This window comes from Pseudarthrobacter sp. GQ63, assembly GCF_059758765.1.
Map to the genome: position 1 here is coordinate 358,061 of NZ_JCAXEF010000003.1, position 26,660 is coordinate 384,720.

26 protein-coding genes and 2 riboswitches are annotated in these 26,660 nt (G+C 66.3%); of the genes, 18 read left to right on the forward strand and 8 right to left on the reverse strand.

Annotated elements, in window-relative coordinates; genetic code table 11:
* The first annotated feature begins 38 nt into the window (after positions 1-38).
* Complete coding sequence (locus AC6CHP_RS08855; protein ID WP_498229249.1) at positions 39-1,478, forward strand: HNH endonuclease signature motif containing protein; 1,440 nt, start codon at positions 39-41, stop codon at positions 1,476-1,478.
* A 197-nt stretch (positions 1,479-1,675) separates the two neighbouring features.
* Here AC6CHP_RS08855 and AC6CHP_RS08860 read toward each other — a convergent pair whose 3' ends face one another.
* Entirely contained in the window at positions 1,676-2,149 is a 474-nt protein-coding gene (locus AC6CHP_RS08860; protein WP_498229251.1) for a GNAT family N-acetyltransferase, read from the reverse strand.
* 265 nt (positions 2,150-2,414) lie between these two features.
* Between AC6CHP_RS08860 and AC6CHP_RS08865 the strand changes: the two genes are divergently transcribed.
* From AC6CHP_RS08865 to AC6CHP_RS08905, 9 genes are all read left to right on the forward strand, one after another.
* Positions 2,415-3,494: an alpha/beta hydrolase gene (locus AC6CHP_RS08865; RefSeq protein ID WP_498229253.1), complete on the forward strand. Its 1,080-nt coding sequence runs from the start codon at positions 2,415-2,417 to the stop codon at positions 3,492-3,494.
* Positions 3,495-3,569: 75 nt separating this feature from the next.
* Positions 3,570-4,466 carry a helix-turn-helix transcriptional regulator gene (locus AC6CHP_RS08870; RefSeq protein WP_498229255.1) on the forward strand — a complete coding sequence of 299 codons (897 nt, stop codon included), beginning with the start codon at positions 3,570-3,572 and terminating at the stop codon, positions 4,464-4,466.
* 165 nt (positions 4,467-4,631) lie between these two features.
* Positions 4,632-5,177 (forward strand): cyclophilin-like fold protein, encoded by a 546-nt coding sequence (locus AC6CHP_RS08875; RefSeq protein WP_188731499.1) that lies wholly within the window; start codon positions 4,632-4,634, stop codon positions 5,175-5,177.
* A 51-nt stretch (positions 5,178-5,228) separates the two neighbouring features.
* Entirely contained in the window at positions 5,229-6,500 is a 1,272-nt protein-coding gene (locus AC6CHP_RS08880) for an MFS transporter (protein WP_498229257.1), read from the forward strand.
* 52 nt (positions 6,501-6,552) lie between these two features.
* On the forward strand, positions 6,553-7,704 hold the full coding sequence (locus AC6CHP_RS08885; protein WP_498229259.1) for a PQQ-dependent sugar dehydrogenase: 1,152 nt from the start codon (positions 6,553-6,555) through the stop codon (positions 7,702-7,704).
* Between the two features lie 177 nt (positions 7,705-7,881).
* Positions 7,882-8,742, forward strand: coding sequence for a phosphatidylinositol-specific phospholipase C/glycerophosphodiester phosphodiesterase family protein (locus AC6CHP_RS08890; protein ID WP_188731503.1), 861 nt, complete (start codon positions 7,882-7,884; stop codon positions 8,740-8,742).
* 30 nt (positions 8,743-8,772) lie between these two features.
* Positions 8,773-9,813: a metallophosphoesterase gene (locus tag AC6CHP_RS08895; protein WP_498229262.1), complete on the forward strand. Its 1,041-nt coding sequence runs from the start codon at positions 8,773-8,775 to the stop codon at positions 9,811-9,813.
* A 178-nt stretch (positions 9,814-9,991) separates the two neighbouring features.
* Positions 9,992-10,465 (forward strand): SRPBCC family protein, encoded by a 474-nt coding sequence (locus AC6CHP_RS08900; RefSeq protein WP_498229264.1) that lies wholly within the window; start codon positions 9,992-9,994, stop codon positions 10,463-10,465.
* Between the two features lie 49 nt (positions 10,466-10,514).
* Positions 10,515-11,336, forward strand: a complete 822-nt coding sequence (locus AC6CHP_RS08905) for an alpha/beta fold hydrolase (RefSeq protein WP_498229266.1) — start codon at positions 10,515-10,517, stop codon at positions 11,334-11,336.
* A 14-nt stretch (positions 11,337-11,350) separates the two neighbouring features.
* Here AC6CHP_RS08905 and AC6CHP_RS08910 read toward each other — a convergent pair whose 3' ends face one another.
* The gene (locus AC6CHP_RS08910) at positions 11,351-12,346 is read right to left on the reverse strand and encodes an alpha/beta fold hydrolase (protein ID WP_498229268.1); all 996 of its coding nucleotides are present in this window, start codon (positions 12,344-12,346) and stop codon (positions 11,351-11,353) included.
* An 8-nt stretch (positions 12,347-12,354) separates the two neighbouring features.
* Entirely contained in the window at positions 12,355-13,716 is a 1,362-nt protein-coding gene (gene glnT, locus AC6CHP_RS08915; protein ID WP_377195192.1) for a type III glutamate--ammonia ligase, read from the reverse strand.
* Between the two features lie 172 nt (positions 13,717-13,888).
* Between glnT and AC6CHP_RS08920 the strand changes: the two genes are divergently transcribed.
* Together AC6CHP_RS08920 and AC6CHP_RS08925 are read left to right on the forward strand one after the other, a co-directional pair.
* Entirely contained in the window at positions 13,889-14,593 is a 705-nt protein-coding gene (locus AC6CHP_RS08920; protein WP_498229271.1) for a TetR/AcrR family transcriptional regulator, read from the forward strand.
* A 123-nt stretch (positions 14,594-14,716) separates the two neighbouring features.
* Positions 14,717-16,072, forward strand: coding sequence for an ammonium transporter (locus tag AC6CHP_RS08925; protein ID WP_498229273.1), 1,356 nt, complete (start codon positions 14,717-14,719; stop codon positions 16,070-16,072).
* Positions 16,073-16,105: 33 nt separating this feature from the next.
* Here the strand turns inward: AC6CHP_RS08925 and AC6CHP_RS08930 are convergent, their stop codons facing one another.
* A complete protein-coding gene (locus AC6CHP_RS08930; RefSeq protein WP_498229275.1) occupies positions 16,106-17,110 on the reverse strand; it encodes a zinc metalloprotease in 1,005 nt (334 codons plus the stop codon).
* A gap of 356 nt (positions 17,111-17,466) precedes the next feature.
* Between AC6CHP_RS08930 and AC6CHP_RS08935 the strand changes: the two genes are divergently transcribed.
* Complete coding sequence (locus AC6CHP_RS08935) at positions 17,467-17,610, forward strand: hypothetical protein (RefSeq protein WP_188731771.1); 144 nt, start codon at positions 17,467-17,469, stop codon at positions 17,608-17,610.
* 98 nt (positions 17,611-17,708) lie between these two features.
* Complete coding sequence (locus AC6CHP_RS08940) at positions 17,709-18,053, forward strand: DUF3846 domain-containing protein (RefSeq protein WP_498229277.1); 345 nt, start codon at positions 17,709-17,711, stop codon at positions 18,051-18,053.
* A gap of 61 nt (positions 18,054-18,114) precedes the next feature.
* Here AC6CHP_RS08940 and arsA read toward each other — a convergent pair whose 3' ends face one another.
* From arsA to AC6CHP_RS08955, 3 genes are all read right to left on the reverse strand, one after another.
* The gene (arsA, locus tag AC6CHP_RS08945; protein WP_498229279.1) at positions 18,115-19,878 is read right to left on the reverse strand and encodes an arsenical pump-driving ATPase; all 1,764 of its coding nucleotides are present in this window, start codon (positions 19,876-19,878) and stop codon (positions 18,115-18,117) included.
* Between the two features lie 140 nt (positions 19,879-20,018).
* Positions 20,019-21,266, reverse strand: coding sequence for an NYN domain-containing protein (locus tag AC6CHP_RS08950; RefSeq protein WP_188731526.1), 1,248 nt, complete (start codon positions 21,264-21,266; stop codon positions 20,019-20,021).
* 120 nt (positions 21,267-21,386) lie between these two features.
* On the reverse strand, positions 21,387-21,707 hold the full coding sequence (locus tag AC6CHP_RS08955; RefSeq protein ID WP_188731529.1) for a hypothetical protein: 321 nt from the start codon (positions 21,705-21,707) through the stop codon (positions 21,387-21,389).
* 116 nt (positions 21,708-21,823) lie between these two features.
* On the opposite strand from AC6CHP_RS08955, the gene AC6CHP_RS08960 reads away from it, so the two are divergent.
* On the forward strand, positions 21,824-22,627 hold the full coding sequence (locus tag AC6CHP_RS08960) for a GOLPH3/VPS74 family protein (protein ID WP_188731530.1): 804 nt from the start codon (positions 21,824-21,826) through the stop codon (positions 22,625-22,627).
* Positions 22,628-22,706: 79 nt separating this feature from the next.
* Here AC6CHP_RS08960 and AC6CHP_RS08965 read toward each other — a convergent pair whose 3' ends face one another.
* Entirely contained in the window at positions 22,707-24,053 is a 1,347-nt protein-coding gene (locus AC6CHP_RS08965) for an MBL fold metallo-hydrolase (RefSeq protein ID WP_498229282.1), read from the reverse strand.
* Positions 24,054-24,222: 169 nt separating this feature from the next.
* Between AC6CHP_RS08965 and AC6CHP_RS08970 the strand changes: the two genes are divergently transcribed.
* The 3 genes from AC6CHP_RS08970 to AC6CHP_RS08980 all read left to right on the forward strand — a co-directional run.
* Positions 24,223-24,411: a DUF8730 family Cys-rich protein gene (locus tag AC6CHP_RS08970; RefSeq protein ID WP_229675406.1), complete on the forward strand. Its 189-nt coding sequence runs from the start codon at positions 24,223-24,225 to the stop codon at positions 24,409-24,411.
* A gap of 113 nt (positions 24,412-24,524) precedes the next feature.
* Positions 24,525-24,863, forward strand: coding sequence for a hypothetical protein (locus tag AC6CHP_RS08975; protein WP_188731534.1), 339 nt, complete (start codon positions 24,525-24,527; stop codon positions 24,861-24,863).
* A 125-nt stretch (positions 24,864-24,988) separates the two neighbouring features.
* Positions 24,989-25,086: riboswitch (glycine riboswitch) on the forward strand.
* A gap of 1 nt (position 25,087) precedes the next feature.
* Positions 25,088-25,195, forward strand: a riboswitch (glycine riboswitch).
* 52 nt (positions 25,196-25,247) lie between these two features.
* A partial coding sequence (locus AC6CHP_RS08980) for a glycine dehydrogenase (protein WP_498229285.1) occupies positions 25,248-26,660 on the forward strand: 1,413 nt, incomplete at its 3' end.

The following is a 26,660-nucleotide window of genomic DNA, read 5'->3' on the forward strand; positions in this document are numbered from 1 at the left end:
TGGGCCACAATGTCACACCCTCCTGCCATGCTGTGGTTATGGAAACCGGTGTGGTGGTTGAGGCAGGGGGCAGGGCCGAATTGGCGGCTGCCGTCGGCTCGATGGCCGGGCTGGTTGATGAGCTTGCCGCTGTTGTTGCCTTCCCTCCGGCCGCCCCGGATGGGCCCAGCCGCCTTCCCGGCTCTGATGCTGATCCGCTGCAGGAATTTTCTTCGGCGTGCCTGGACGGGTTGGGAGTGGTGGCGCGTCTTGAAGCCGCGACGGCGGCTTTTAAGGTCCGGCTGGTGGCCGCCTACGCGGAGGCCACAGACGCGATGGAAGGCCCGGCAGCCAGCGCTTATGAGTCAACGGCGCGGGAGGTGAGCAAGGTGGCAGAGGTCGCCTGCGCGCTCACCATTGGCGAACGCGCCGCAGCCGCCCTTGTGGGAGAATCCCACGCGCTGACCACCTCGCTGCCGGCGGCACTCGATGCGCTGCAGGCCGGTACCATCAGCTGGCTGCATGCACGCACCGTGGTGGATGAGACAGCCGGACTCACTCCCGCAGCAGTCTCCGCCCTGGAGGCCCACTTCTTCGGCCCGGACGCGGGCCGCGGCGCCGCGCCCGGAGAGCTGGTGCCCGCCCGGTTCCGGCGGAAGCTCCGGGCCTGGCGTGAACGCCACCACCCTGAGTCCCTCGAGGAACGCCATGCGAAGAGCGTGGCGGACCGCCGAGTGGAGTTCAGTCCGGACCGGGACGGCATGGCCTGGTTGTCGCTCTATCTTCCCGGCGACACGGCCTTAGCCGTCTGGAACACGTCGACGGCACTGGCCCGCGGCCTGCAGGGCCCGCGGGAACCCCGCAATCTCAGCCAGTTGCGCGCCGACATCGCGGCAGGGCTGCTGCTGGGCAGCGCGAACCAGGACGTTGGAGACGTGCCTCCTCTCAAAGCTGATGTGCTGGTCACGGTGCCGGTCTTCTCCCTTCTCGGCCTGACCGACGAACCCGCCGAGGTCGATGGGCTGGGGCCAGTCCCGCCGTCGATGGCACGCAGGCTGGTTGCCGACAGTGCCAGCTCGCTGTACCGCGTCCTGGTGGACCCCAGGGATGGCGCGCCGCTGGAAATCGGGCGCACCAGTTACCGGCTCCCGGAAGCGCTGAAGCGCTGGCTCAGGATGCGGGATGGCCGATGCACCTTCCCGGGCTGCAGCAACCACAGCCTGGACAATGAGGCGGACCATCTCACCGCCTGGCAACACGGCGGAGTTACCGGGATCAGCAACCTTGGGCAGGCATGCCCCAAACATCACCGGCTCAAACATTGGCGGGAATGGACACCAACGCCGGCAACGAAGGATCAGCCTCCCGGCTGGATTTCACCGGCCGGCCGGCACTATCCGGCCGAGCACCCGGACCGGGAACCTCCGCTCATCCCACCCGACTGCCTGCCTGTTGTTAGCCCCCTCGAGCAGGTGTTGCTGACGCGGCTCGCTGCCTGACCGCTCTTTCGTGCCCCGACGCCCGACGAGCTTTTCCGCCCGCCGCGCCTCGCTGCCCGACGCGCCGCTCTGTCCGACGCCCGACGAGCTTTTCCGCCCGGCGCGCAGAGCTGCCCGACGCGCTTTGCTGCGTGACGCAGCGCCGCCTGGCACCCCGCGCTGTTCTGCGGTGTCCGCCGTGTCCGCTGGAGCAGGTCCTACAGGCGGAGCTCCATGAAAACGCTGTTGGGATCAAGGGTGTAGCCGACGAACGGCGGGCACTCCGTGAAGCCGTTGCGGGCGTACAGCCGGCGCGCGGGGGCGAAATAATCCTCAGTACCGGTCTCAAGGTAGACGCGCTCAAGCTTCCGGGCGCGGGCGTCGTCGAGGATATGGCGGAGCATCAGGGTGGCTACGCCGCGTCCCCGTGCGCTTGCCGCAGTGCGCATCGACTTGATCTCGCCCTGCAACGGCGAGCAGGGAGGGGAACCAAGGAGCTTGAGTGCGCCGCATCCCAGCAGCCCGCCGTCTTCGCGGGCGGTCCAAAACGTGATCGACGGCGCGGACAGCGCGGAATGGTCCAGGGCGTGGACGCTTTCGGCCGGCGAGGTGGCGAACATGTCCGCCAGGTGTTCGCTGAGGAGCTGATGGACGTCGCCGCGTGAGGGGTCGTCCCGGTCAATGGAAATCACCGAGCCAAATTTACCGGCTGATGCCGCGGACTCCATACGCCACTAACCGAGGCCGGTTCGCCGCAGGGACCCTTTCGCGTCGTATCCCATGGGGGCTCTGGCAGAACCAGCCTCAGCAGGGACTCCCGCCGTCCATCCCGGTCGTGGTCTGCTCGAAAGGACGATGACGTCCAACCGCATACGTAACCGACGAATCACGAGGATGAAGACGATGAGCACGGACTGCAACGCAAATAACACCACTTCTCAAGGAATCCAGGCCGGCGTGTCACGCCGCAACATCATCAAACTGACAGGTGCAGGCGCGGCTGCAATCGGGCTCTCCAGCGCGGCAGGGCTGGCAGGAGCCGGGCCGGCTTTCGCCGCCCCCGCCTCCCGGAAGGACCTGGAACCAGGCGACACTTCCAACGGTGCCGACAACTTCTACACCAGCGACCAGGTCACGGTGAAGAAGATCTCGTTCAAGAACAAGTACGAAATGAAGGTCGTCGGCAACCTCTTCGTCCCCAACAACCTGGACCGGGGGACCACCCACCCGGCGCTGGTGGTGGGCCACCCCATGGGCGCGGTGAAGGAACAGAGCGCCAACCTCTACGCCACCAAGATGGCGGAACAGGGCTACGTCACGCTCTCCTTCGACCTCTCGTTCTGGGGTGAGAGCGCAGGCAAACCCGGCAACTCCGTTTCACCGGACATCTACGCCGAGGACTTCAGCGCCGCCGTAGACTACCTGCGGGCGCAGGCTTTCGTTGCCAAGGAACGCGTGGGGGCCATCGGGATCTGCGGCAGCGGCAGCTTCGTGATCAGCGCGGCAAAGATCGATCCCCGGATCAAGGCGATCGCCACGGTGAGCATGTACGACATGGGCGCCGCCAACCGCGACGGGCTGAACAAATCGGTATCCCTGGAACAGCGCAAGGCGTTCATCGCCACGGCCGCTGCCCAGCGTGACGTCGAGTACGCCGGCGGAGCGATTGAGTACACCGGCGGCACACCGGAAGAGCTCACGGCAGACTCCACTGCGGTGGACCGGGAGTTCTACGACTTCTACCGGACTGCGCGCGGCTACCACCCCAACACCACCACGCACCCGGCCCTGGCCACCAACACCAAGTTCATGAACTTCCACCCGTTCAACGATCTGGACCTGATCGCCCCGCGGCCGCTGCTGTTCATCACCGGTGACCAGGCACACTCACGGGAGTTCAGCGAAGAGGCCTACCGGCTGGCCACCGGGCCCAAGGAACTCTTCTGGGTTCCCGGTGCCGGCCACGTGGACCTCTACGACCGCACCGGCCTCATCCCCTTTGACAAGCTCACGGACTTCTTCCGTTCACAGCTCTAGGAAGGAAGGGGGCATCGGGGAGGGGGTCCTGAAAGGGACTCCCTCCGCCGCAAGACTTGGCCTAGCGTGAATGGCATGGACAACCGAGCTGAAGTACGCGACTTCCTTGTCTCGCGGCGGGCCCAGGTTTCCCCGGAGCAGGTTGGCTTGCCTGCGGGGGCGAACCGGCGTGTCAAGGGTCTACGGCGAAGCGAAGTAGCAATCCTTGCCGGTTTGAGCGTTGAGTACTACACCCGCCTGGAGCGCGGCGCGATCAGCGGCGCCTCTGGCCAGGTGCTCGAGAGCATCGCCAGGGCTTTGTGCCTGGACGACGCCGAGCGGGCGCACCTGCTCAACCTCGCTAACGCGTCCAGCCCGGCTGCCCGGCGGCCGCGGCGCCGAACGTCGAAGTCCTATGTGCCGCACCAGAGCCTGCAATGGGCGCTTGATGCGATCACGGCCGGTCCCGCGTTCGTCCGCAACGGCCGGATGGATCTGCTCGCGGTCAATCCGTTGGCACGCGCGTTCTACAAGGACTGCTACGAGATGCCCGGCCAGTCACCGAACATCGCCCGGTTCACGTTCCTGGACGAACGTGCCCACCAGTTCTACCCGGACTGGGACGCCTTCGCGGAGGTGACCGTTTCCATCCTGCGGACTGAGGCTGGCCGGGATCCGCGCAACAAAGACCTCCATGACCTTATTGGTGAGCTGGGAACCCGCAGCGAGGAGTTCCGCCGACGCTGGGGTGCGCACAACGTCCGCCACCACGGCACTGGATTCAAGACGTTCAACCACCCCATCGTGGGCGAAATGACTCTCGCTTTCGAGGGGTTGGAGATGGCCGCCGAGCCGGGACTGACGCTCACCATCTACACAGCAGAGCCCGGATCGCCGTCGGCTGAGCGCATGCAGCTGCTCGCCTCGTGGGCGGCCAGCGAGTATGGGAATGCCTTCCAGGCTGCACCCGCTAAGACCCGGACGGACGGCTGACGGTGCCGGCCACCAGCTACGAAAAAACGGCCGACGCCGGGCATCACCGCCGGGGGCACCGAGGGGTCCCTGCCAGTACCCCTCACAACAGGGGCTCCTACACTTCTTCTCCAACTGCTTTGCTGGAATGGACCGAACTTTTCTGACTGGAACGGATCAGCTCCCATGCACCTGAAGACATTGGCCCTGGCTGCGATCATCGCGCTCGCGTTGCCCCTGGCCGGGTGCAACACTTCGCCAAACGGACCGGCCCCCATCACTGAGCCGCCGTCCTCACCGCCGGAAACATCTTCGACGGCGGCCGACGGGTCCTCGTCGCAGCCTTCACCTGTCCCGTCCGCCGCGACAGCGGCAGACGGCACACCGATCACCATCGACATTGATGGCGGGACCGTGACAGGTACCCTTTCCAGCAACGCAACTGCACGCTCCCTGATCCAGCAGCTTCCCTTGACGCTCTCCTTCAGGGACTACGGCGGCCAGGAAAAGATCGCCGACCTGCCGGAGGCGCTTTCGCTCGACGGCGTGCCCGCCGGCGACAGCGCAGAACCACTGACCATCGGCTACTACGCGCCCGATCAGGCCCTCGTCCTTTATTACGAGAGCGTCGGGTACTCCCGCGGAATTGTGCGGATCGGATCGTTCGATGACCTCGCGGCCATCCGGGACCAAACAAGCGGTTTTACCGCCAGGCTGGCTCCCGCTAACTGAGCGGGATGACACGGCTCCTCCAAACATTCTCCACAAAAGAACGGAACCGTTTTGACTCGAGCAACCCTTGAGGATGGCGCCCGCGAAGCGCCCATCGATGCCCTGCACCACGAGAACATCAGCACTATTGAAGAAACCAAGAGTTCCGCCCCGGCAAGCGATCCTTCCGTGCCGGCCGGGCGCTTTCCTTGGGCGGCCCTGCTGGTCATGGCCTTGATGGGATTCCTCCTGATTTCCACCGAGACCATGCCCGCCGGACTGCTGCCGCAGATTGCCTCGGGACTGGACGTCACCGAGGGGACCGCGGGACAGTTTGTCAGCGCCTACGCCCTTGGAACAGTCCTTGCGGCCATGCCCGCCATCGCGTTGACGCGGGGCCTGCGCCGGAAGCCTGTTTTCCTCGTCGGGATCCTCGGCTTCCTGGCCGCGAACCTCATCACGGCATTCTCCACGGACATCGTCCTCTCCCTGGGGGCGCGGCTCCTGGCCGGTGCATTCTCCGGCCTGCTGTGGGGGATGACTGCCGGCTACGCCCGGCGTATCACGGCGCCGCACCATGCCGGCCGCGCCTTGTCCGTTGCGTCGGTTGGAACCCCCGTGGGCCTGGCAGTGGGAACGCCCTTGGGCTCCTGGCTGGGCACGGCTCTCGACTGGCGCTGGTCCTTCGGCGTACTTTCGCTTCTCACGGTTGCCACCTTGCTGCTGGCGTTCTCCCTGGTCCCGGACGCGCCCGGCCAACGGGCCGGAACACGGGTACCCCTCGCACGGGTCTTCGCCATCCCAGGCGTGGCGGTTGTCCTCGGCGTCATCGTCAGCTGGATGCTTGGACACAACATCATGTACACCTACATTGGCTCCTACCTCCGCGGGGCAAGCCTCGATCTCTCGGTGGAAATCGCGCTCGTAACGTTCGGTGCGGCCGCCATAGTGGGGATCGCCATCACCGGCGCCGTGATCGACAAGGGCCTTCGACGCCTGGTCCTGCTCAGCCTCGGGAGCTTCATGGTGGCCGGTGCGATCTTCATCGTTGGCCACGCGTCCGTGGTGGCAGTCCTTGCAGCCATTGTCCTGTGGGGGATCGCCTTCGGCGGCGCGGCGGCACAGCTGCAGACGGCCATCAGCGCTGCAAGCGGGGAAAATGCCGACGTCGCCAACTCGATGCTCGGCGTTGCGTTCAACCTGGCGATCTTCGCCGCGGGTGTGGCCGGTGCGGTGGTGATCAGCGCCTTCGACGGGATGGTCCTGCCGGCCGCCCTGGTGGGACTTGCCGCCGTCGCGCTCGCCATATCCGTTGCCGGGCGCCGCACGGCATTTCCCCGGTAGCCAGCAACGCAGCGCCCACAAACAGCACACTGCAACGAACGAGGAGAGACCAATGAACGCCATTCCCATCCGCCGCCCCACCCTGTTGGCAGTCACCATTGGAGCCAGCCTGCTGCTCTCGTCCTGCACCACCACACCGCCGGCAGCATCCCCAACGCCGGTTTCTCCGCCGGTGACGTCGGCGGTTCCGTCCCCGTCCCCCTCCCCAGCAGGGACATCGGCGACGGCGGGAAATGCCACCCCAACGGGCACGCCGCAGGCCGTGGCCACCGGGCTGGAGGCTCCCTGGTCCGTGGTGTTCCGCAACGGCACCCCGCTGGTCAGCGAGCGGGACAGCGGGCGCATCCTCGAGCTCAGCCCTGACGGCACCACGCGCACCGTTGGAGACATTCCCGGCGTGGCGGCTGTGGGGGAAGGCGGGCTGCTGGGCCTGGCCGTGGACAGCCAGGGCCGCCTGTACGTGTACTCCACCGGGACGGACGGAAACAGGCTGCAGCGCTTCGGCGTCACCGGAGAACCGGGGTCCCTGGCGCTGGGGCAGCCCGAAACGCTCCTCGACGGGATTGCCTCCGCGAGTTATCACGACGGCGGCCGGATCGCCTTTGGGCCCGATGGCATGCTCTACGTGGCGATTGGCGATGCGGGCCGGCGCGACAGTTCACAGGACCTCGAATCCCTGAATGGGAAGATCCTGAGAATGACCCCCGACGGCGGCGTCCCGGCCGACAATCCCTTCCCGGACTCGCTCGTCTACAGTTACGGACACCGCAATCCACAGGGCCTTGCCTGGGCGGAGGATGGCACCATGTTCGCCACCGAGTTCGGGCAGAACACGTGGGACGAGTTGAACATCATCACCGCGGGAGCGAACTACGGCTGGCCGGCCGTTGAAGGAATAGCCACCACAGGGGACTTCACCGACCCCGTTCAGCAGTGGGAACCCACCGAGGCCAGCCCCAGCGGCCTGGCCCACATTGACGGGACCCTGTTCATCGCCAACCTGCGCGGACAGGTGCTCCGGGCGGTTTCCGTGGCCAACCCGTCCACGTCAACCACGTACTACGACGGCGAATTCGGCCGCATCCGCGATGTCACAGAGGCTCCGGACGGGAAGCTCTGGTTCGTCACCAACAACACCGACGGCCGGGGCAGGCCCGGTCCTGATGACGACCGCATCCTCAGCGTGGACCTGACCCTGCAGTAGTCCAGGTGCGGATGTGCCACCGCGAACCGCAACCCCTGTCGATGTTCTTCGCAGTTCACCCCGCAGCAACCCGCCGGTCCCGAAGCGTTCTCCCGCAACCAGCAGTCTTTTCACGCCCCCTTTTGCCCGGCACTGATACAGCCGGGCGGACATTCCAGCTGTACGTAGGAGTACTCCGTGTTCGTGAAAAGCACCCTCGCCGCTGTCGTTGTCCTCGCCTCCCTGGCGGGAACAGCGGCAGCTCCGGCCCAAGCCGAGGCAGCCAAGCCGGCTCCCGTCGTCGTCGGCCAGCCCCTCGCCCAGGCCCATGCGCACAACGACTACGAGCATGAACGTCCCCTGTTCGACGCGCTCGAGCACGGCTTCACCAGCGTCGAAGCGGACGTGTGGCTGGTGGACGGCGAGCTGCTGGTGGCCCATGACCTGGAGGACGTCCAGCCCGGTGCCACGCTCGAAAGCCTCTACCTTGATCCGCTCCAGGACCTGGTCCGCAGCCAGCCCGGCCACGGCGTTTACCCGCACTGGGACGGCAGCCTGCAGCTGCTGATCGATATCAAGAGCGAAGGCGAAGCCACCTACGCCGCCATCGAGCAGGAACTGGCCGAGCACCGCGACATCATGAGCCGCTACACCAACGGCACCGCCAAGACCGGCCCCGTCACCGCCGTGATCAGCGGCAACCGTCCGCTCGCTACCATGCAGGCACAGGAGAAGCGGTTCAGCTTCTACGACGGCCGCTCAGCCGACCTCACCACCGGCAAAGCCGCTGCCCTCATGCCGCTGGTCAGCGACAACTGGACCAAACTCTTCACCTGGCAGGGCGTCGGCCCCATGCCGGAAGCCGAGCGCACCAAGCTGACGGCCTACGTGGCCGAGGCCCACGCCAACGGCTACCGCGTCCGCTTCTGGGCCACCCCGGACCAGCCCGGCGCCGCACGCGACGCCGTCTGGACCGAACTCGCCGAGGCCGGCGTGGACCACATCAACACCGACCACCTCGCCGCGCTGCAGCAGTTCCTCACCGCCCGCGCCGCCTAGGCCCTTTCCAACAGAATCAGGAACACACCCATGCCTCCAAAGACATTGAAAACGACGACGGCGGCAGCCGTCCTGGCGTTCGGCCTCCTTGCGTCCCAGCCCGCCCACGCGGTCAGCAACTCCTCCAACGGCGAGGCGTTCACCTTCGGCGTCATCGGCGACATCCCCTACGGCGACGCTGAAATCGCCAAGTTCCCTGCCCGCATCCAGGACATCAACGCTGACGAGAACCTGAAGTTCGTCACGCACGTTGGCGACATCAAGAACGGCTCCTCGGTCTGCTCGGACGAGTACTTCGCCAACATCCGCACCCAGTTCGACACGTTCGAGCACCCGCTGGTCTTCACCCCGGGCGACAACGAATGGGTGGACTGCCACCGCACCAACAACGGCGCCTACAACCCGCTGGAACGGCTGGACAAGCTCCGGGAGGTCTTCTTCAACGAACCCGGCAAGACCCTTGGCGCCACCATGCCGGTCAAGACCCAGGAGGAGCGTGGGTTGCCCGAAAACGTCCGCTTCACCCAGAACCGGGTGGCCTTCTCCGTGTTGAACATCCAGGGCAGCAATAACTCCCTGCAGCCATGGACGGGCCTCGGCGAAACCACGGCCACGCCGGAGCAACTCGCCGAAGTGGAGGCCCGGACGGACGCCGCACTGGACCAGATACGCAGCACGTTCGCGGATGCCGGGCGCCGCAACGACCGCGCCGTGGTGCTCATGACGCAGGCCGACATGTTCGACCCCTCGCTGCTCGCCGCGGCCACCGTGAACTCGGAGATCATGTCCGGGTTCCGCGAGATCGTGGCGGCCATCATCGAGGAGACCAACAGCTTCGATGCGCCGGTGTACCTGATCAACGGCGACAGCCACGTCTTCGCCGAGAACCAGCCGCTCGCCGCCGGCTCACCCTGGCTGGAAATCTACGGGCAGCCCGCTGCGGACAACCTGCAGCGCATCACCGTGGACGGCTCCGCCAACGCCACGAACTACGTCCGGTTCACGGTCGCCGGCAACAGCGCCGCCGACGCGGACGTCCTGGGCTGGGAGAAGGTCCCCTTCAGCTCGTAGGCACCAAACGTAAGCAGACGACGGCGGGCGCCTCCCGCCGTCGTCCGCCGGGGAATTGCGAGGGTCTGGACACCGGTGGCCGCCGGACTTATCGTGCAGGAGTGGCGGCTGCCTGGCTGGCAGGAGGGCAAGTTCTGCCGGTCCGCTGTTGCGGCCGTCCGTCATGAGGAGGCAGCAGATGGAACACGTAGAAGCGACCGTTGAAGTAGCAGTACCGGTGCGGACCGCATACAACCAGTGGACCCAGTTCGAATCCTTTCCGCAGTTCATGTCCGGGGTGGAATCCGTGACCCAGCTGACTGACGCCACCAACCACTGGGTCACCAAGGTTAGTGGCATACAGCGGGAGTTTGATACCGAAATAGTTGACCAGGAGCCTGACGACCGGATCGCCTGGCGCAGCACCGACGGCAAGTCCCATGCCGGCATCATCAGGTTCACGCCGCTGGATGCCAACCATACGAAGGTCAAAGTCCACTTCGAATGGGCGCCGGAAACCGCCACTGAAAAAGCCGGCGCCGCATTGCAGATCGACGAGATGCAGGTTAAGGCCGACCTGCGGAAGTTCAAGGAATTCATCGAATCGCGCGGCACCGAAACCGGCGCCTGGCGAGGTGAAGTCAAGGACAGCGGCCCCACCGGGCAGCTCTAAGAAACAGAAAGCGGACGACGGCGGGTGCCTCCCGCCGTCGCAGCCAGCCATGCGACAGCACACAGTGGAAACAGCCGACGGCGGCCACCTTGGCGTTTTCAGCTTTGGGGACGGGCCGGGTGTGGTGCTGGTGTGCGGGACAAATACCGTTGCGCCAACCTACTTCAGAACCGCGAGGCGGCTCAGCAAGAACCTGCCCGTCCACGTCTACGACCGGCGGGGCCGGCCCGGCTCCAGCCCCCAGCCGCACGGCTACTCCATGCATACCGAGGTCGCCGATCTTGCGCGCGTCCTGGATGCCACGGACAGCAGCATGGTTTTTGGCCACAGCTTTGGAGGGGCGGTTGCCCTCGAAGCCGGCCTCCAGCTGCCTGTCCGGCGGATCGCTGTCTACGACGCCGTTCCCAATATTGGCGGCGCAGTGCCAACCCACTTTCTGCCCGAGTTTGAATCGGCGGTGCAGCGAGGTGACGTGCACAGTGCGGTGTCGATCCTGGGCAAGGGCATCTCCGCCAAACTCAGCAAGAGCCCGCTTCCGGACCCTGCCTTCCAAGCGGTGGTCCGTGCCTTGGCGATTGCCACACGCAAGGGCCGCGCGTGGAAAGGCACAGTGCACAGTGCCGTCCATGAACTGGCATTCCTTGACGGCCACCGGCCTCCCGCAGAGCGCTACGCCGGAATTTCCGTTCCCGTCCTTGTGCTCTACGGCTCCGGCAGCGACGAGTTTTATTCGGTGATAGCCAAGGCCCTCTCCGCCCAGCTGCTTCACGGCCGGTGCACAGCTGTTGCTGGAGCAGATCACGGCGCCCTGGATCGGGCCCCTGGTGGGCTGATATCCCAGCTTTCGGACTTCCTCGCCGATGAGAGCTAGTTCTGGCTCTTTGGTCAGCCGCCGAGTAAAGCGCGCATCGCGTCCGCGATCTGTTCCGATTCCGCCGCGCGGATTCCGGGCCGTCCGGCGACGTGCCCAAGGTTGGATTGGAGCGGGCGGAAGTCGGCGCCGGGGATCAAATCGGCTTCGACCCTGCTGTCCGCCGCAGGAAAGTAGAGGTCGGAGGTGCCCGGCATAACGATGCAGCGCGCCCGGATCCTCCCCAGTGCCGTCTCGAACCCGCCGCGTGCCGGCGACCCGACGTCGGCCCGCTGCCACGTGCCCAGTACCGTCAGCAGGTTATTGGCATCCATGTGTTCGTGGTCGTCCGCCCAGTCGTCCAGCACATGGTCAACGTCGCGGTAGCCGAGTTCCCGGTAAATTCCGTCCCGGAAGAACTCCTGGGAGTACGCCCAGCCGGCATACACCGTCCCAAATGCCCGCAGGCCGCGGACAGGCGGGGAACTGTACCGGCCGCCGTCGTACGCCTGGTCAGCGGCCAGTGCCGCTTTCACACCCTCCAGGAACACGAAGTTGTGCGGTGAGCACCGGGCTGCCCCGGCAATAGGAAGGATGCCGTAGACCATCCCTGGGTACCGGACAGCCCATTCGTACGCCTGCAGGGCACCCATGGACCAGCCCGCGACCATGCGGATGTGGCGGACCCCAAGAGCAGTGAGCAGGCGATGTTGTGCGATGACGTTGTCCGCGATGTCGACATCCGGAAAATCCGCACCCCTGATCCCGGGGGAGGCGTTGGAAGGGGAAGTGGAGAGTCCGTTGCCGAACATGTTGACGGCGACAACGAACCAGCGCTCCGGGTCCAGCATCCTGCCCGGGCCGATCCAGGGTTCGTAGCTTGCGTGCGTGCCGGTGTAGTAGGACGGCAGGAGCACGCAGTTGTCCCCTGCCTCGTTGAGTTTGCCGTAGGTCCGGTAGGCGAGCGTGGCGTCCGGCAGGTCCAGGCCGGAAACCAGCCCGAACCTGCCGAGTGCGAATTCCTGGTGCACGGGACTGCCTAGAAGAACTTCAGGTACCGCTTGGTCTCCCATTCGGAGACGTGGGCCTGGTATTCATCCCATTCCTGCCCCTTGTAATCGATGTAGGCGTTGTACATCGCCTCGCCGAACACATCGCGGGACAGGCTGTCCGCGGCGAACTCCTCGACGGCCTCGCCCAGGCTGCGTGGGAGCAGGCCCAGGCCGTTTTTCAGGATCTCGGCTTCCGTGTAGTTGTACATGTTCTCGGTGTGCGGCGCTCCGGGATCGAGGTTCTCGCGGATGCCTTCCAGCCCTGCCGCCAGGATGATGGCCGCCCCCAGGTAGGGGTTGCAGCTGATGTCCGCTGCGCGGCACTCCACCCGGCCGCCCGCCAGCGGCACACGGATCATGTTGGTGCGGTTGTTGTTGCCATAGCTGACGAACACGGGCGCCCACGTGGAGCCTGACATGCTGCCCTTACGGACCAGTCGCTTGTAGCTGTTGACGGTGGGGGCGATGACGGCGCAGATGGCGGGTGCGTGCTTCAGGACGCCTGCGATGAACTTGTAGCCCAGTTCCGAGATGCCGCAGCCGCGGGGGTCGTCGTCAGTCTCGAAAAGGTTGACGCCGGTTTCGGCGTCGGCGAGGGACATGTTGAAGTGGGCGCCCGAGCCGCTCCGGTCGGCGAAGGGCTTCGGCATGAACGTGGCGAAGTAGCCGTGCTTGCGGACCATCTCGTTGGCCATGAGCCGGAAGAATACTGCGCGGTCCGCCATGGTGAGGGCGTCCGAGTACTTGAAGTCGATCTCGAACTGGCCCTGGGCGTCCTCATGGTCGAAGGAGTAGACGCCCCAGCCCATGTCGTTCATGGCCTCGACCATTTCCGTGAGCCAGTCGAAGTTGTCCAGGGCTGCCGGTGCGGTGTAGCAGGGCTTGCTGAGGTTGTCCCGGTCGCTGACCTCCGCAGGACCGTCAGGGGTGTCCTTGAGGACGAAGAATTCCGTCTCGATGCCCAGGTTGAAGGTGAACCCCAGCTCCTTGGCGGCTTCAAGCTGCCGCTTCAGGATATTCCGCGAGGCCGCCTCGAAGGGTTTGCCGGCGGTGTAGAGGTCGCTGGCGAAGTAGGCCACCTCCTTGCGCCAGGGCAGCTGCACGGCGCTGTCCAGGTCGGGGCGGGCTGAGAGCTCCTCGTCGCTGATGTCCTGGGGGAGGCCATCCAGCGCGGCGCCGGTGAACAGTTCGGAGCCGGCGGCCATCTGCGGCAGGTGGGACAGCGGAACGAATTTCGTCTTGATGTTGCCGTGCAGGTCGACGAAGCTCGACATTGCGTATTTGACCCCAGCTTCGCGGAGCTTCTGCTGCACTGTCTCAACCGCGGCCTGTGCTGTTTCAACACTCATGGTGTCTCCTTGTTCGGGTTCGTTCCGGCATCGGGACGACGCCTTTTCGATAAGTTATTGAAAGTCTGTCCAGCGGCAATTTCGATAGGGTGTCGAAATTGTTTCAGGCCCGTAAATCATTCGCGGATAGGCTCTGGGGTAGGTTCAGGAAAAGCGGAAGCAGGGGTATGAGATGACAAAGGATTCTGCACCATCGGCTGCGGGCCGGCCGCGGCTGAGCGGTGCCCCCACGGGTTCCCCGCGGCAGGACATTATCCGCGAGGCCACCGCGCTGTTCGTCGCAAAGGGGTACGCGGAAACCACCATGAGTGAAATCGCCCGCAGTGCCGGGCTGCGGCAGTCCTCGCTCTACTACTGGTTTGCCCGCAAGGAGCACATCCTCCAGGCCCTGCTCGAGGAAAACCGCAGCTCCCTGGCCCTGGCCGCGGCGCTGGAGGTCCAGTCCGGTCCGGCTTCGCCCAGGCTGTACGCCGTCCTGCACGCCGATGCCATGCAGTTATGCTCGGCGCCCCTGGACTTTTACGAGTTCGAGCGGGTGGCGCGGTCCCAGCCCCAGAATTTCGGGGCCTTCTTTGACGACTATGCCGCGCTGCACAGGCTGACGGCATCAACTGTCCGGCAGGGTATCGAGACGGGCGAGTTCCAGGCTGTTGACTCCGAAGATGCCGCCACGGCTGCGCTGGGTCTGAACGAGGGCCTCCAGCGGCATTATCGCCAGCCGTTGCCTGGACTGCGGCCGTATTCCGCAGAACAGGTCTCCCAGCTCAGCGCAGACACCACCCTCGCCCGGCTGCTGGCGGCCCCTGGCAATTTGGCCGCTGTCCGGGCGGAGGCTGCGGATATTACTGCCGGGTGGAACGCGGCCGCCGAAAGTTAACTCACCCGAAACGAATTCGATATGGCATCGAAAACGTCGTCTCCAAGAATTTAGATAGCGTATCGAAACGCTGGCTCCCCGCTCCTCGGGCGGCGTGCCCTCACCTAGCCCTTGGAGATTCGTATGGACACTGCCACTATCGCGGGCAATACGGCGTGGGTGCTCACCGCCGTCATTGCAGTCGCGTTGATGTTGCCCGGCCTAGCGCTCTTCTACGGCGGAATGGTCAGCCGCAAAACTGCCATGAACATGATGCTCATGGTGTTCGGCTCCTTCTGCGTCGTGGGCGTTCTCTGGATCGTTTTCGGCTACTCCGCCGTCTTCGGCAATACCCTCGGCGGGCTGGGCCTGCTGGGCAACCCGCTGGAGTTTGCCGGGCTGGGCCAGCTTTTGACCGCCCCTGGCGACGCCGCCCTGCCGCCTCTCGCGCTGGCGGCACTGCACCTGATGTTCGCGGGGCTGACGGCCGGCATCGTGGCAGGTGCTGCGGCAGACCGGATGAAGTTTGGCGCCTGGCTGGCCTTCGCCGGGATCTGGGCGAGCCTGGTCTATTTCCCGGTTGCGCACTGGGTGTTCGCGTTCGACTCGGCGGACGGCTCGGTCCGGGGCGGCTGGATCGCCAACACTTTGGGCGCCATTGACTACGCCGGCAGCACAGCCATCCACGTCAACTCAGGTGTGGCCGCGCTGGCCCTGGCTCTTGTGCTCGGCAAGCGCCGCACGTGGCCCGTGCAGCCCAAGGCCCACAGCCTGCCGCTGACCCTCCTGGGCGTCGGGCTCCTCTTCGCTGGATGGATCGGATTCGACGGCAGCGGGCTGGGCGCTGCGGACAACAATGCCGCCGTCGCAGTCTTCAACACCGTCGCCGCCACCTGTGCAGGCGTCGTCGTCTGGCTCCTTGTAGAGAAGATTCGGGACGGCCACCCCACCACCCTTGGTGCCTCCTCAGGCGCCATCGCCGCCCTCGTGGCCATCACGCCGTCGTGCGGTGCCGTCACTCCGCTCGCGGCCCTGGCCATTGGCGGAGCTGCCGGCGCGGTCTGCTACTTCGCCGTCGCACTCAAGTACAAGCTCGGCTTCGACGATGCCCTCGACGTCACAGCGCTGCACTTCATTGGCGGTGTGGTGGGCGGCCTCCTGATCGGCATCCTCTCCACTCCGGAGGCGCCCAGCGGCGCAACAGGGCTGCTCTACGGAGGTGGCTTCGAGCTCCTCGGCCGCCAGGCTCTGGCCATCCTGGCAGTCTTCGCCTACACCTTCACGGTCACGTGGGTGATTGCAAAGGTCCTTGACCTGACCATGGGCATCCGGGTTGCGGGGCCGGTGGAGGCGAAGGGACTCGACATCAGTCTCCACGCCGAGAACGCCTATGAAAATGGTGAAGACAAGGCGCATGCCCCGCGCGGCCACGCCGAACAGCTGCACCATCTGGTGGGCCAAGCAGCGGTTAGCGAGAAGCCGGAACCAACCACCCGCTGAAGGTTGTTGGGGGACCGGCGCATCAGCCCGCTGTCAGATCCGCGGGACGCACTCGCCGGTCCCCAACATTGCCAGGCCAGCGCGGTCGCCGGCCGCGAAGTCCAACTGCCCGCTGTTCTCCTCGTACATCAGCTGGGTGGGATCGTTGACGTGGTCCAGCCCGACGACATGCGCCAGCTCATGCATGATGACGGCTCGAACCAACGCCGGCCCGTCGGGATAGGCCAGCGTTTCAGTGAGGCCCGGTGCGTCGAGGAGGACCTGGCCGCTGACATAGACATAGGGCTCGCCTGGCACCTGGATCGACGAACTGCCGCCGGTCCCTGCAACCCTCCCTTCCAGTTCCGGCGCTTCCCCCGGCGTGGACCACGCAATCAGGATCGGCGCCCACTTCTTGCCGTACCGGTCGGGCTGGTAAGCCTCGCGGTCTATTGACGGCGCCTCGGAGGTGGGCCCGTCATAGACGAACTGAAGTCCGGTAGCAGTGGAAACCGCGGCTATGGACTCCCGGATGAGCTGCTCCGTGCCCGGTGGCGCCAAATCCGGGCGGACCACGTAATGGACCGGGCGGCACGGGTCGTAGGCCACAAATGGCTGGCCAGGGTCGGGGGACTCCTGCAGAACGAACGCGGTGGACCCGGTGGTGGCAGGAGGGACGCCGAGCGGAGACGAAGCGGCTTCAAAACCAGGGGGCGGCACCTCGGATCCGGGCAGGTGCGGCAGCGCGGCGGACAGGACGAACCTCTCGAAGAGTGTGGGAGTGAAGTAAAGTCCGAGGACAAGCGCGAGGCCCAGGACTGTGGCTGACCGCGCCCTCCATTTACGGGGCCTTGCTTGTTTGATCCTGCGGTAGCCGCGTCTCTTCCCCGCCTTTGGTCCATGGACTGTACGCCAGGGCTCGGGATCCTGCAGCTTGCCGAGGGCTTCATCGATCGCCCACTGCGGGATACGCCCGCTCGGCGAACGCCGGACGCCCGGGATATCGCGGCCGCCGACAGGCGTGCCTGAGAAGTCCTTCTTGCCGAAATCCGGTACCACCGGCTGCCCCCTTGTGCCCCCAAACCCATCCCCTGAGATAGGTTCGCTTAGCATAACGGCTGGTTCCAACCCCCGCCATGGAATGAGCCGGGACCCTCTTTTGCGGGGCTCGTTCAGAGATGCGGAAGCGCTGAAGAGCGGAAAGCTGATGCCTATTTGTTTTCTTTGGGCTGCGATGACAAGAAATTACTGGAAAAGGGGTTTGGTTCGAAAGGGTGGAAAGTGCAGTAACTGTTTGGGTCAAGGTCTTGAGGTGTGCCTACGGGCCTGCTGCCCCCGGAATCGCGGGATTCTCGCCGACTGGCTTAAAAAATATAAGTAGGTATGGTACTGGGTATCGCAAAGCATAGAAAGGCGTGATTCCGATGTCCGGAAAATCCCCCAAAAGCGGCGCAGTAAAAAAGGCCGGCAAGACAATTCTCGAAAAGCGTGCCGATAAAAGGGCCAAAAACGAGAACAGCGAACTGAATTTCGCAAAGCCGCGCAAGAACCAGCGCTAACAAGCCCGCGGGCAGCCGGGACCGGAACTCCTAGCCCGCCCGGCTGCCCGCGCTCCACCCCGTCTGCAAACCCCCGTGCTCAGTTCCAAGGACACGCCATGAACTTCTCCTGCAACGCCCTGGTGGTTCCGGCCCGCCTCACCCACCCAGTGCACATCAGAACCCTGGACCTGGACGCCACAGCACTTCAGCGAGTGGCTGCCGGAGACATCGGGTACATCGCCGGCCGCGGTTGGCGTGCCTACCTGAACAATGACGGAAGCCGGTCCTTTCCCAACCTGCGGGCGGAAGTCCTCATCCGCGAAGCCGGCGTCGAGCCGGATGACACCATCCACGGAACGGCGCTCTTCCTGGGCTACGTGGACCCGGGCGAAGAGACGGACGCGCCCCACCACCTCATCAGCCTCGCTGAGCAACTGTTCGACATGCCGCTGGCTGCGTAAGCGTTGCAGGAGGGAAGGCGCGACGGCGGGAGGACCCGCCGTCGTCCTCTCCCACCTCTTGCTATACGCGCTGGGTGGTGAAAGCCGTCAGCGCCGTCAGTTTCGCCTCTCCGATGGGCTCTTCGGGCAGCAGGGGAATCAGGGCAACCCGCTCCGCCATGGCCCGCACCTTAGTGATCTGGTCCGCCTCGTGGGCAGCGCGCGCCCGGAGGAAGGGCGAGCGCGGGTGGGCGGCGGCGATGGAGTTGTTGATGACCCAGGCCCACGGATGGATGCCGGCCCGTTCCAGATCGGCCTTGAGTTCCTCCGCCTCCAGCACGGGCGTGGTCTCGGCCAGCGTCACGAGGATGACCTTCGTTCCCACCGGATCCTGCAGCCGCATCAGCGGCGTCACGAACCCCAGGGAGTTCCCCACCTGCCGGGAAATCTCCCGGTGGTACGAACCCGTGGCATCCAGGAGCAGCAGCGTGTGCCCGGTGGGTGCGGTGTCCATCACCACGAAATGCCGCCGGGACTCCTGGACCACCCGGGAGAACTGCCGGAACACGGCAACCTCATCCGTGCAGGGCGACATCAGGTCCTCCGCCAGGGCTGCCCGGCCCTCATCGTCCAGGCTCCGGCCCTTGGTGTCCATCACGTGGGCCCGGTATTCCTGGATGGCCGCCGCCGGGTCGATGCGGGAGACGGCCAGCCCCGCGACAGAACCGTGCAGCGTTTCGGACAGGTGCGCCGCCGGATCGGTGGTGGTGAGGTGGACCGCGTGCCCCCTCCTGGCCAAGGCAACCGCGATGGCCGCAGCCACCGTCGTCTTTCCCACGCCGCCCTTGCCCATGCACATCACCAGCCCGTGTCCGTCGGCCTCAATGCCGTCCACCAGCGCAGCGAGCGGTGCGTCCTCGATGTCAATGGCCGACGACGGGCCCTCCTCGGCATCCGGGCCGGACGCGGGATCCACCAGGGATTCGAGCGCCGTAATCCCCACCATGTTGCCGGGCTTGAGCTCGAGGACATCGCGGGGGAGCCCCGCGACCACGCCGGGAATGGCCGCCATCGCCGCGGCCTCCCGGGCACGCAGGGCTTTCGCCAGCTCCTCGTCGCCGGCGGCCTTGGGCAGGACGCCGTTCACCACGAGGTACCCGCCGCGGATGCCGATCTGGTTGAGCTCAAGGTAGGTCCGCTCCACCTCCTTCAGCGACGACGGCTGCGCCCGGGTGACCAGGACAAGGCGGGTGCGCTGGGGGTCAGCGAGGGCCTGGACCGCCCTGGCATACACCTCCTTGTGCTTGTCCAGCCCGGACAGCGGGCCCAGGCAGGACGGTTCCCCTGCACCCGTGGCAAGGAAATCCGTCCACGAGCCGGGCAGCTGCAGCAGGCGGATGGTGTGGCCCGTCGGGGCCGTATCAAAGATGATGTGGGCGTACTCCGCATAGGACGCATCGTCCCCGAGCAAGCTGGTGAACTCGTCGAAGGAGGCCACCTCCGTGGTGCAGGAACCCGAGAGGCTCTCCGCCACGCCGGCCAGTTCGGTCTCCGGCAGGACTCCCCGGACGGGGGCGAGGATCCGCTCCCGGTAAGCCTCCGCTGCCTGCTCCGGGTCGATTTCCAGGGCAGAGAGGCCCGGCACCTCCGGAATTGCGGTGACGGTGTTTCCAACGGCCAGGCCGAAGACCTGCCCGATGTTGGACGCGGGGTCAGTGCTGACCAGCAGCACCTTCCGGCCGGCCCGGGCAAGCGAGAGCGCGGACGCGCACGCCACGGAGGTCTTGCCCACCCCGCCTTTGCCGGTAAAGAACAGGAAGCGCGGCGGGTTGTGGAGGAACTTCATGCACGCCAGTCTTTCAACATGCTGGGGACTGCCCCAGAGCCGAACGTCCCTGTGCTGAACATACGCGGTACCCAACACGCGCGGTACCCAACACGCGCGGTGCCCAGCCCACCAGAAGCCGAAACCCCGCCGTCGTCCGCTTAAGCCTGTCCGTTCTCCAGCAGCCCGCCGCTCGCCCAGCGCCGCACCGCAGCCTTTTCGCCGGCGTCGAACTCCAGCAGCGCCACCCGGCAGAGTTCCTCCACGTTGGCCGTCCACGCTGCCGCCAGTTCCGCCGCCGTCGCCTTGTCACTGAGCTGGAAATTGGCGTAGGCGAGGCCCTGCAGGACAAAACTGACCGCGTTGCGGGAAACCGGCTGGCCGGCGCTGACGCAATCGTCCCGCACCTGCCGGGAGAGTTCGGTGCGGTTGAGCGCCGGCTGGTCCCGGAGCCGGGCTGCCATGGCCGTGAAGATCTGCCGGAACTGCGCGGCGGAAAGCGCCGGGACGTCCGTCACCCGGGTGACCTGCTCCTCGACGCCCGGCTGGAGGTCCGCCGGCACGGGAAGGTCCTCGCTGGAGAACCGCTTCGCGTCCCACACCCAGCCGCCCTGCGCTGCCGAATACTCCACGTCCTTGCCGATCTGCGAGACCCACGTCCCGAACTTCCCGAAGCCGCCCCAGTCCGTCTTGAGCGAGGGGTCGGCCGTGAGCGCCCGGTGGGCCACCATCGCGCCCACCACCGGTCCCGGCGCGGACCGGACGAAGTCCAGCACCTCGCGGATGCCAGGGGAGCTGGCCCTGGTTTTCGCCTTGGCAGCGGCTGGGGCCTGCGGCTGCTTCGGGGACGCCACGGCGTGGATGGGTTCAACGGTGGTGCCGTTGAGGATGGCCACGAAGTCGTGCGACTCCACCACATGGTCCGCCATCTCCCGGTAGGCGAAGGCCACGGCGCCGGCAGCGATCACGGTGGTCATCCGGTCGGCGGCCCGGAACCGCTGGATCAGGGACGTGAAGTCGGCATCGGCCGAGGCGATGAAGAACTCCTCGATCCCGCCGCTGCCGGACAGTGCGTCCATCGCGTCCAGCACCAGGTTGATGTCCGTGCTGCTCTTGCCCCGCTGGGTCAGCGACGGGCAGTCGATCACGCGGAAACCGGCCCGGGTCCAGTAGGTCCGGTACTTCGAGTACACCATCGGGTTCAGGTAGCAGTTGCGGATCAGGAACCGGCGGGTGCCCTCCCCGGCTCCTCCGGCTGACAAGGCGTCCGCCCAATGCTTGGGGTCCTCGGCAAACCGCTTGGCTGCCAGCGGATCCAGGGCCTGCAGGCCTGTGAACACATTGTCGAAATCAACAAACATCGCAGCCCGGATGCCGGGACGGCGGGAGGGGGAGAGTGCCTCGTTCATTGGCTTAGTGTGCCAGCATCGCGGGGCGCGGGCACCCCCTCCGGGTGCGACACGCAAGCGGACGACGGCGGGAGGTTCCGCCGTCGTCCGCTTCCCCCTTGGCTATCTTGTTCGCTCCACTTAAGCGCTGAGGTTCCAGTGGACCCGGATGGCCTCCGCAATGGGTGCCTCCTTCACGTCGACCCGGAAAGCGACGGGCGCGGTGCCTGTTTCCTCGATGACGGCGTCACGGTAGACGCGGCCGCAGGAGGGACACAGGGTGTAAAGGTCCTCGTCCGCGGGCCACTCCGCCAGCTCCGGCGGGGCAGGGGCATCTCCCGAGTGGACGGGGATGCCCTGCGCGTTGGCCTGAATAAGACCGTCCGTGCTGACGGTGTTCCCGCAGACGCAGGTGATGGTGGTGACGTCATGGCCAACCACCCCGGCGGTTTCGGTGTCCACGGCGGCCTCCGCGGCGCTGGAAGGGACGTTGCGGTACCAGCTTAAGCCCGCAGATCCGCGAGAAAACAGGTATTTCGGCCGTAGCGGGTGCCGCTGTGCGGGCGCACCATGGTGCCATGAACGCGGAAACACCCCAAACGGTTGAACTGAGCCTTCCCCAGGCCTTCCTCCTCCTGGCCACCGATGACAAAGACGGCAAACCCGAAGTTCCGGTGTTCGCACTCAGAACCACAGTGGCAGGGGCAATCCTGGCCGAGCTGGACCTCGTCGGCGCCATCGAGCTGCAGGGCAAGCACGTCCGGGCTACCGGCGCCACACCTGACACGGAGCTCCAGCACGAGCTGGAGCTCATCCGCGGCAAGTCACGGCCGCACAGCGCCAGGCGCTGGGTCTCCATGCTGGAAGGCCGTGCCCAGACGCAGCGCATCTACGAGCAGATGGCGTCAGCGGGCATCGTGGAACACGTCGGCGAGAAGCACCTGGGCCGGTTCCGGGCCGCGCGGTATCCGGAAAAAGACCATGCCCCCGAGGCCGCGCTGCTTGAAAAGATCCGGGCGGCACTCAGGGCTGCGCCGTCCGGCCTCCAGCCGCCGGACACCGGCGCGGCCGAGGACGCGGCGGCTGCGGGCACAGGACCGGAAGCCGCCGCTGTTGGCGGAGCGGCGGAGGGCACAGGGCCGGACGCCGCAAGGCCGGGGGCCGCGAAGCCCGGAACCACGAGGCCCGGAACCACGGCGCCCGAGGCCAGGACCATAGCGCTGATCGCCCTGATGCAGGCGGCCGGGCTGCTCGGCAAGCTCTTCCCGGAGGCGGACCGGGTCCGGGCCAGCGAGCTGGCCAAGGACTACTGGCCGTCCCGCGCGGTGGAGGATGAACTCCGCATGATCAGGCTGGCGGAGGAGGAAGCCGCAACCCTGTAGGCCGCAAGCCTGTAGGCGGGGCATAAGGCAAGCGGACGACGGCGGGACGTGCCGCCGTCGTCCGCCCACCCTCGCCGGATCACGCCAGCGTTAGGCCGGCTTTCTTCACGTCGCGGAAGCTGGCCTCGATGTGGACCACGTCGCGGCCGGCGCGCTGAAGGAGGCTCGCAGCCACGGCGGAGCGGTAGCCGGAGCCGCAGTGCACCCACAGCCGTCCGGCGGGGACCTCGTCCAGGCGCCGGAGCAGCTCATGGAGCGGGATGTTCACTGCGTCCCGGATATGGGATTTTGCGAACTCGTCGGTGCGGCGGACATCGAGGATGGGATCGTCCTTGGGCCTCTGCAGCACCTCCTGCCAGCCGACACTGTCGTAGGAGGAGGTTGCCGCCCCGGGCGCAAGGTCCGCAGGTCCGGCGCCGATGGCCGCATCCGGTTTGTCGATGCCGATGCGGGACAGGTCACGGATGGCGTTCTCCACGTCCTGGCGCGCGCCCACGAGCGTCAGCTGTTCGTCCCAGGGCAGGACCCACCCCAGGAAGGCGGTGAACTGCGTGCCGTCGCCGTACTCGAAGCTGACGCTGCCGCTCAGGTGGGTGTTGGCGAAGGCCACCCGGTTCCGCAGGTCCACCACCCACTCGCCCCGCCCCAGCCGGGACACCAGCTCATCCTGGTCCAGCGAGTCGGGCAGGTCCAGATCCGGCGCGGTGGGGCCCGCCATGTTGATGGGGGCCATGTGGGCGTAGTAGGACGGATAGGCCGTGAGGTTGTGGATCAGCTCGCGGACAAAGTGGTCCTCGTCCGGGTCCGTCAGGGCATGGTTCCCGCTCAGCTGCTCGCCGATGGTGGAGGATTCCGCCCCGCTGGCCGGGCCCGACGAGCAGAAGGAGCCGAAGCCGTGGGTGGGGTAGAGCCCGGCGTCCTTACCCGCTTCATCCACCAGCCGCCGGACCGACCTGTACTGGTGGTGGGTGAGCGGCACGGTATCTTCCGGGCTGACCAGGTCGGTGCGGCCCACGGAGCCGTAGAGCAGGCTCCCACCGGAGAACACCGCCTGGCGGTCACCGTCCGTCACGATGTAGGAGAGGTGGTGATGGGTGTGCCCCGGCGTGGCCACGGCCTTGAGGACCATCCGTCCCACCTGCACCGTGTCCCCGTCCGAGATCGGCTGGCGGCTGTACGGGACGTCGTCCGCTGCGTTGACCAGGTAGGCCGCGTTGTGGTCCTGGGCGAGCTGCAGCCCGCCGGTGACGTAGTCGTTGTGGATGTGTGTCTCGGCCACGTGCGTGATCCTTACGCCGGCGTCCGAGACCGCCTTTTCCACCCGGTCTGTGTCCCGCTGGGGATCGATGACCACGCCCACCGCGCCGTCGTGCACCAGGTAGGTTCGGTCGCCCAGCTGCGGCGTTTCGATCGTGATGACTTCCATGCCGGGTTCCTCCTTGAACGGGTGTCAGCCTGATCGCCACGTTACCCCCGGGCGCCCGGTGCCGGTACCCCGGTGGCCGGGACGGCCTCCCATACCCCTAGGGGTATTGTATAGTGGACTCATGACGCATCGGGGCGTCAGTCAACGAACCTGCAACGAAGGACCTGTTATGTGCCGTGTGGCCACCTGCCAAAAATGTTCCAAGGCCACGTGGGCAGGCTGCGGCAACCACGTGGACCAGGTTATGAAGAACGTCCCGGAGTCCCGCCGCTGTACCTGTTCCACCGCGCCGGCTCGGCCATCGGCCACCCAGTCGGGCGCCGGGTTTGGATGGATCGCCAAGCTGTTGGGGCGCTGAGGATAAAACGGAAGCGGACGACGGCGGGAGGTTCCGCCGTCGTTCGCCTGCTTCAGGCGGCGCCCACCTGAAGTGAGGGCCTGCTGGCCGGCCGCCCGGCTAGACTCGCCTGCATGGGGGACAACAGCACACCTGACGAGCGCGAAGGCGCACCTGATGAACACGAATCGCGGAAATCGGCCCGGCTGCCGGGTGTGGTCCTGCCGATCGCAGGGCTCGTGGTCCTGCTGGTGGGGTGCGTGGTGGCCTGGCTCAACAGGAACACCTATATCGGCTGGTTCGCCTACGCGCCGCTGAGCAACCAGCCTTTCTCAGGCACCGGGATGGCGTTCCTCAGCCCTGGGACGCAGGCGGGCCTGGCAATCGCCGTCGTTGGCCTGCTGCTGCTCGCCTTTTGGGCGGGCTACCGAACCGGCAGGAAAGCTGCACCAAAAACTCCTGGCCAGTTCTAAGCCCAAGCGGACGACGGCGGCGCCTCCCGCCGTCGTCGTCCCGCCTCTGCGGGTCCCGAAGTTTGGATCCCGGCGCGCATCTTGGTATCCTGTGAGTCGTGTCACCCACCAGTGGCACATGCTTATGATCTGCGGCGGGAGAGTCCTGCCGGTACGTTCAGCAGGCGCCGTAGGAGCAAATCCTCCCCAGGAATCTCTCAGGCCCACGTACCGCCGCGGCAAGGCAACTCTGGAAAGCAGTCCGGGCAACCGGGCTCACCGACGGTGCAAGTGGCGTCCCGCTGAACAGCAGGGCAACGCAAAACTCTCAGGTCCAATACAGAGCGGGGAGGAACCCGAATCAACGTGGTGCTAAGGCGCCACCTGAATTATGGAGTTCCCCTCATGACGGTTCACTCGTCCCCAACCACCTTCGCAGACCGCCATATCGGCGCTCGCCGCCAGTCGGACATTGACACCATGCTCAAGGCCGTCGGTTACGACAGCCTCGATGGCCTGGTGGACAGCGCGGTCCCGGACTCGATCCGACAGGACAAGCCGCTCACCCTTGAGGGCGCCCTGAGCGAAGTCCAGGTCCTCGCCGAGCTCCGCAAGCTGGCCGGCAAGAACAAGATGGCCGTGCAGATGATCGGCCAGGGCTACTACGACACCGTGACCCCGCCGGTGATCCGCCGCAACATCCTTGAAGCGCCCGCCTGGTACACCGCCTACACCCCGTACCAGCCCGAGATTTCCCAGGGCCGGCTTGAGGCGCTGCTCAACTTCCAGACCATGGTCCAGGACCTCACCGCGCTCCCGGTGGCCAACGCCTCCCTCCTCGATGAAGCCACGGCCGTGGCCGAGGCCGTGCTGCTGATGCGCCGCGCCAATAAGAACAAGACCGTGAAGGACGGCAAGACTGTCCTGGACGCCGACCTCCTCCCGCAGACCATCGCCATCGTGCTGGGCCGCGCCGAGGCCCTCGGCTTCGAGGTGGAGGTCGCCGACCTCACCAGCGGCCTGCCGGACGGCGACATCAACGGCGTGGTCCTTCAGCAGCCCGGCGTCTCCGGCCGGGTCTGGGACCAGTCCGCCGTCATCGCCGAGGCCAAGGAACGCGGTGCGCTGGTCACGGTCGCCGCCGACCTGCTGGCCCTCACCCTCATCACCCCTCCCGGCGAGCAGGGTGCGGACATCGCCGTCGGCTCCACCCAGCGCTTTGGCGTGCCGTTGTTCTTTGGGGGACCGCACGCCGCCTACATGGCCGTCCGCGACGGCATGGAACGCACCCTCCCCGGCCGCATCGTTGGCGTCTCCAAGGACAACGCCGGCGTCCCCGCCTACCGCCTTGCCCTGCAGACCCGCGAGCAGCACATCCGCCGCGAGAAGGCCACGTCCAACATCTGCACCGCGCAGGCACTGCTGGCCATCGTCTCATCCTTCTACGCCGTGTACCACGGCCCCGACGGGCTGAAGGCGATCGCCGAAACCGTCCACAACAACGTCCGCGCCCTGGCCGCCACGCTGAAGCATGCGGGCCGCGAGCTGGCGTCCGAGACCTTCTTTGACACGATCACCGTCCGCGTGCCCGGCAAGGCCGCCAAGGTGATCACCGCCGCCGAAGCCCGCGGCATCAACCTGCGCCTCATCGACGCGGACACGGTTGGCGTGTCCGTCGATGAAACCACGACGCCGGAGGTCCTCTCCGCGGTGGCCGTCGCCTTCGGCGCCGGTCCGGTGGTGTCCGGCCAGGGCTTTGAGCTGCCCGAATCGGTGCTGCGCACCTCCACCTACCTGCAGCACCCGGTGTTCAACACG

Coding starts and splice junctions, on each gene's coding strand:
- AC6CHP_RS08855 (WP_498229249.1), top strand. CDS start 39: ATGGAAACCGGTGTGGTGGTTGAGGCAGGGGGCAGGGCCGAATTGGCG.
- AC6CHP_RS08870 (WP_498229255.1), top strand. CDS start 3,570: ATGGACAACCGAGCTGAAGTACGCGACTTCCTTGTCTCGCGGCGGGCC.
- AC6CHP_RS08875 (WP_188731499.1), top strand. CDS start 4,632: ATGCACCTGAAGACATTGGCCCTGGCTGCGATCATCGCGCTCGCGTTG.
- AC6CHP_RS08885 (WP_498229259.1), top strand. CDS start 6,553: ATGAACGCCATTCCCATCCGCCGCCCCACCCTGTTGGCAGTCACCATT.
- AC6CHP_RS08895 (WP_498229262.1), top strand. CDS start 8,773: ATGCCTCCAAAGACATTGAAAACGACGACGGCGGCAGCCGTCCTGGCG.
- AC6CHP_RS08900 (WP_498229264.1), top strand. CDS start 9,992: ATGGAACACGTAGAAGCGACCGTTGAAGTAGCAGTACCGGTGCGGACC.
- AC6CHP_RS08905 (WP_498229266.1), top strand. CDS start 10,515: ATGCGACAGCACACAGTGGAAACAGCCGACGGCGGCCACCTTGGCGTT.
- glnT (WP_377195192.1), bottom strand. CDS start 13,716: ATGAGTGTTGAAACAGCACAGGCCGCGGTTGAGACAGTGCAGCAGAAG.
- AC6CHP_RS08920 (WP_498229271.1), top strand. CDS start 13,889: ATGACAAAGGATTCTGCACCATCGGCTGCGGGCCGGCCGCGGCTGAGC.
- AC6CHP_RS08925 (WP_498229273.1), top strand. CDS start 14,717: ATGGACACTGCCACTATCGCGGGCAATACGGCGTGGGTGCTCACCGCC.
- AC6CHP_RS08940 (WP_498229277.1), top strand. CDS start 17,709: ATGAACTTCTCCTGCAACGCCCTGGTGGTTCCGGCCCGCCTCACCCAC.
- arsA (WP_498229279.1), bottom strand. CDS start 19,878: ATGAAGTTCCTCCACAACCCGCCGCGCTTCCTGTTCTTTACCGGCAAA.
- AC6CHP_RS08950 (WP_188731526.1), bottom strand. CDS start 21,266: ATGAACGAGGCACTCTCCCCCTCCCGCCGTCCCGGCATCCGGGCTGCG.
- AC6CHP_RS08960 (WP_188731530.1), top strand. CDS start 21,824: ATGAACGCGGAAACACCCCAAACGGTTGAACTGAGCCTTCCCCAGGCC.
- AC6CHP_RS08965 (WP_498229282.1), bottom strand. CDS start 24,053: ATGGAAGTCATCACGATCGAAACGCCGCAGCTGGGCGACCGAACCTAC.
- AC6CHP_RS08970 (WP_229675406.1), top strand. CDS start 24,223: ATGTGCCGTGTGGCCACCTGCCAAAAATGTTCCAAGGCCACGTGGGCA.
- AC6CHP_RS08975 (WP_188731534.1), top strand. CDS start 24,525: ATGGGGGACAACAGCACACCTGACGAGCGCGAAGGCGCACCTGATGAA.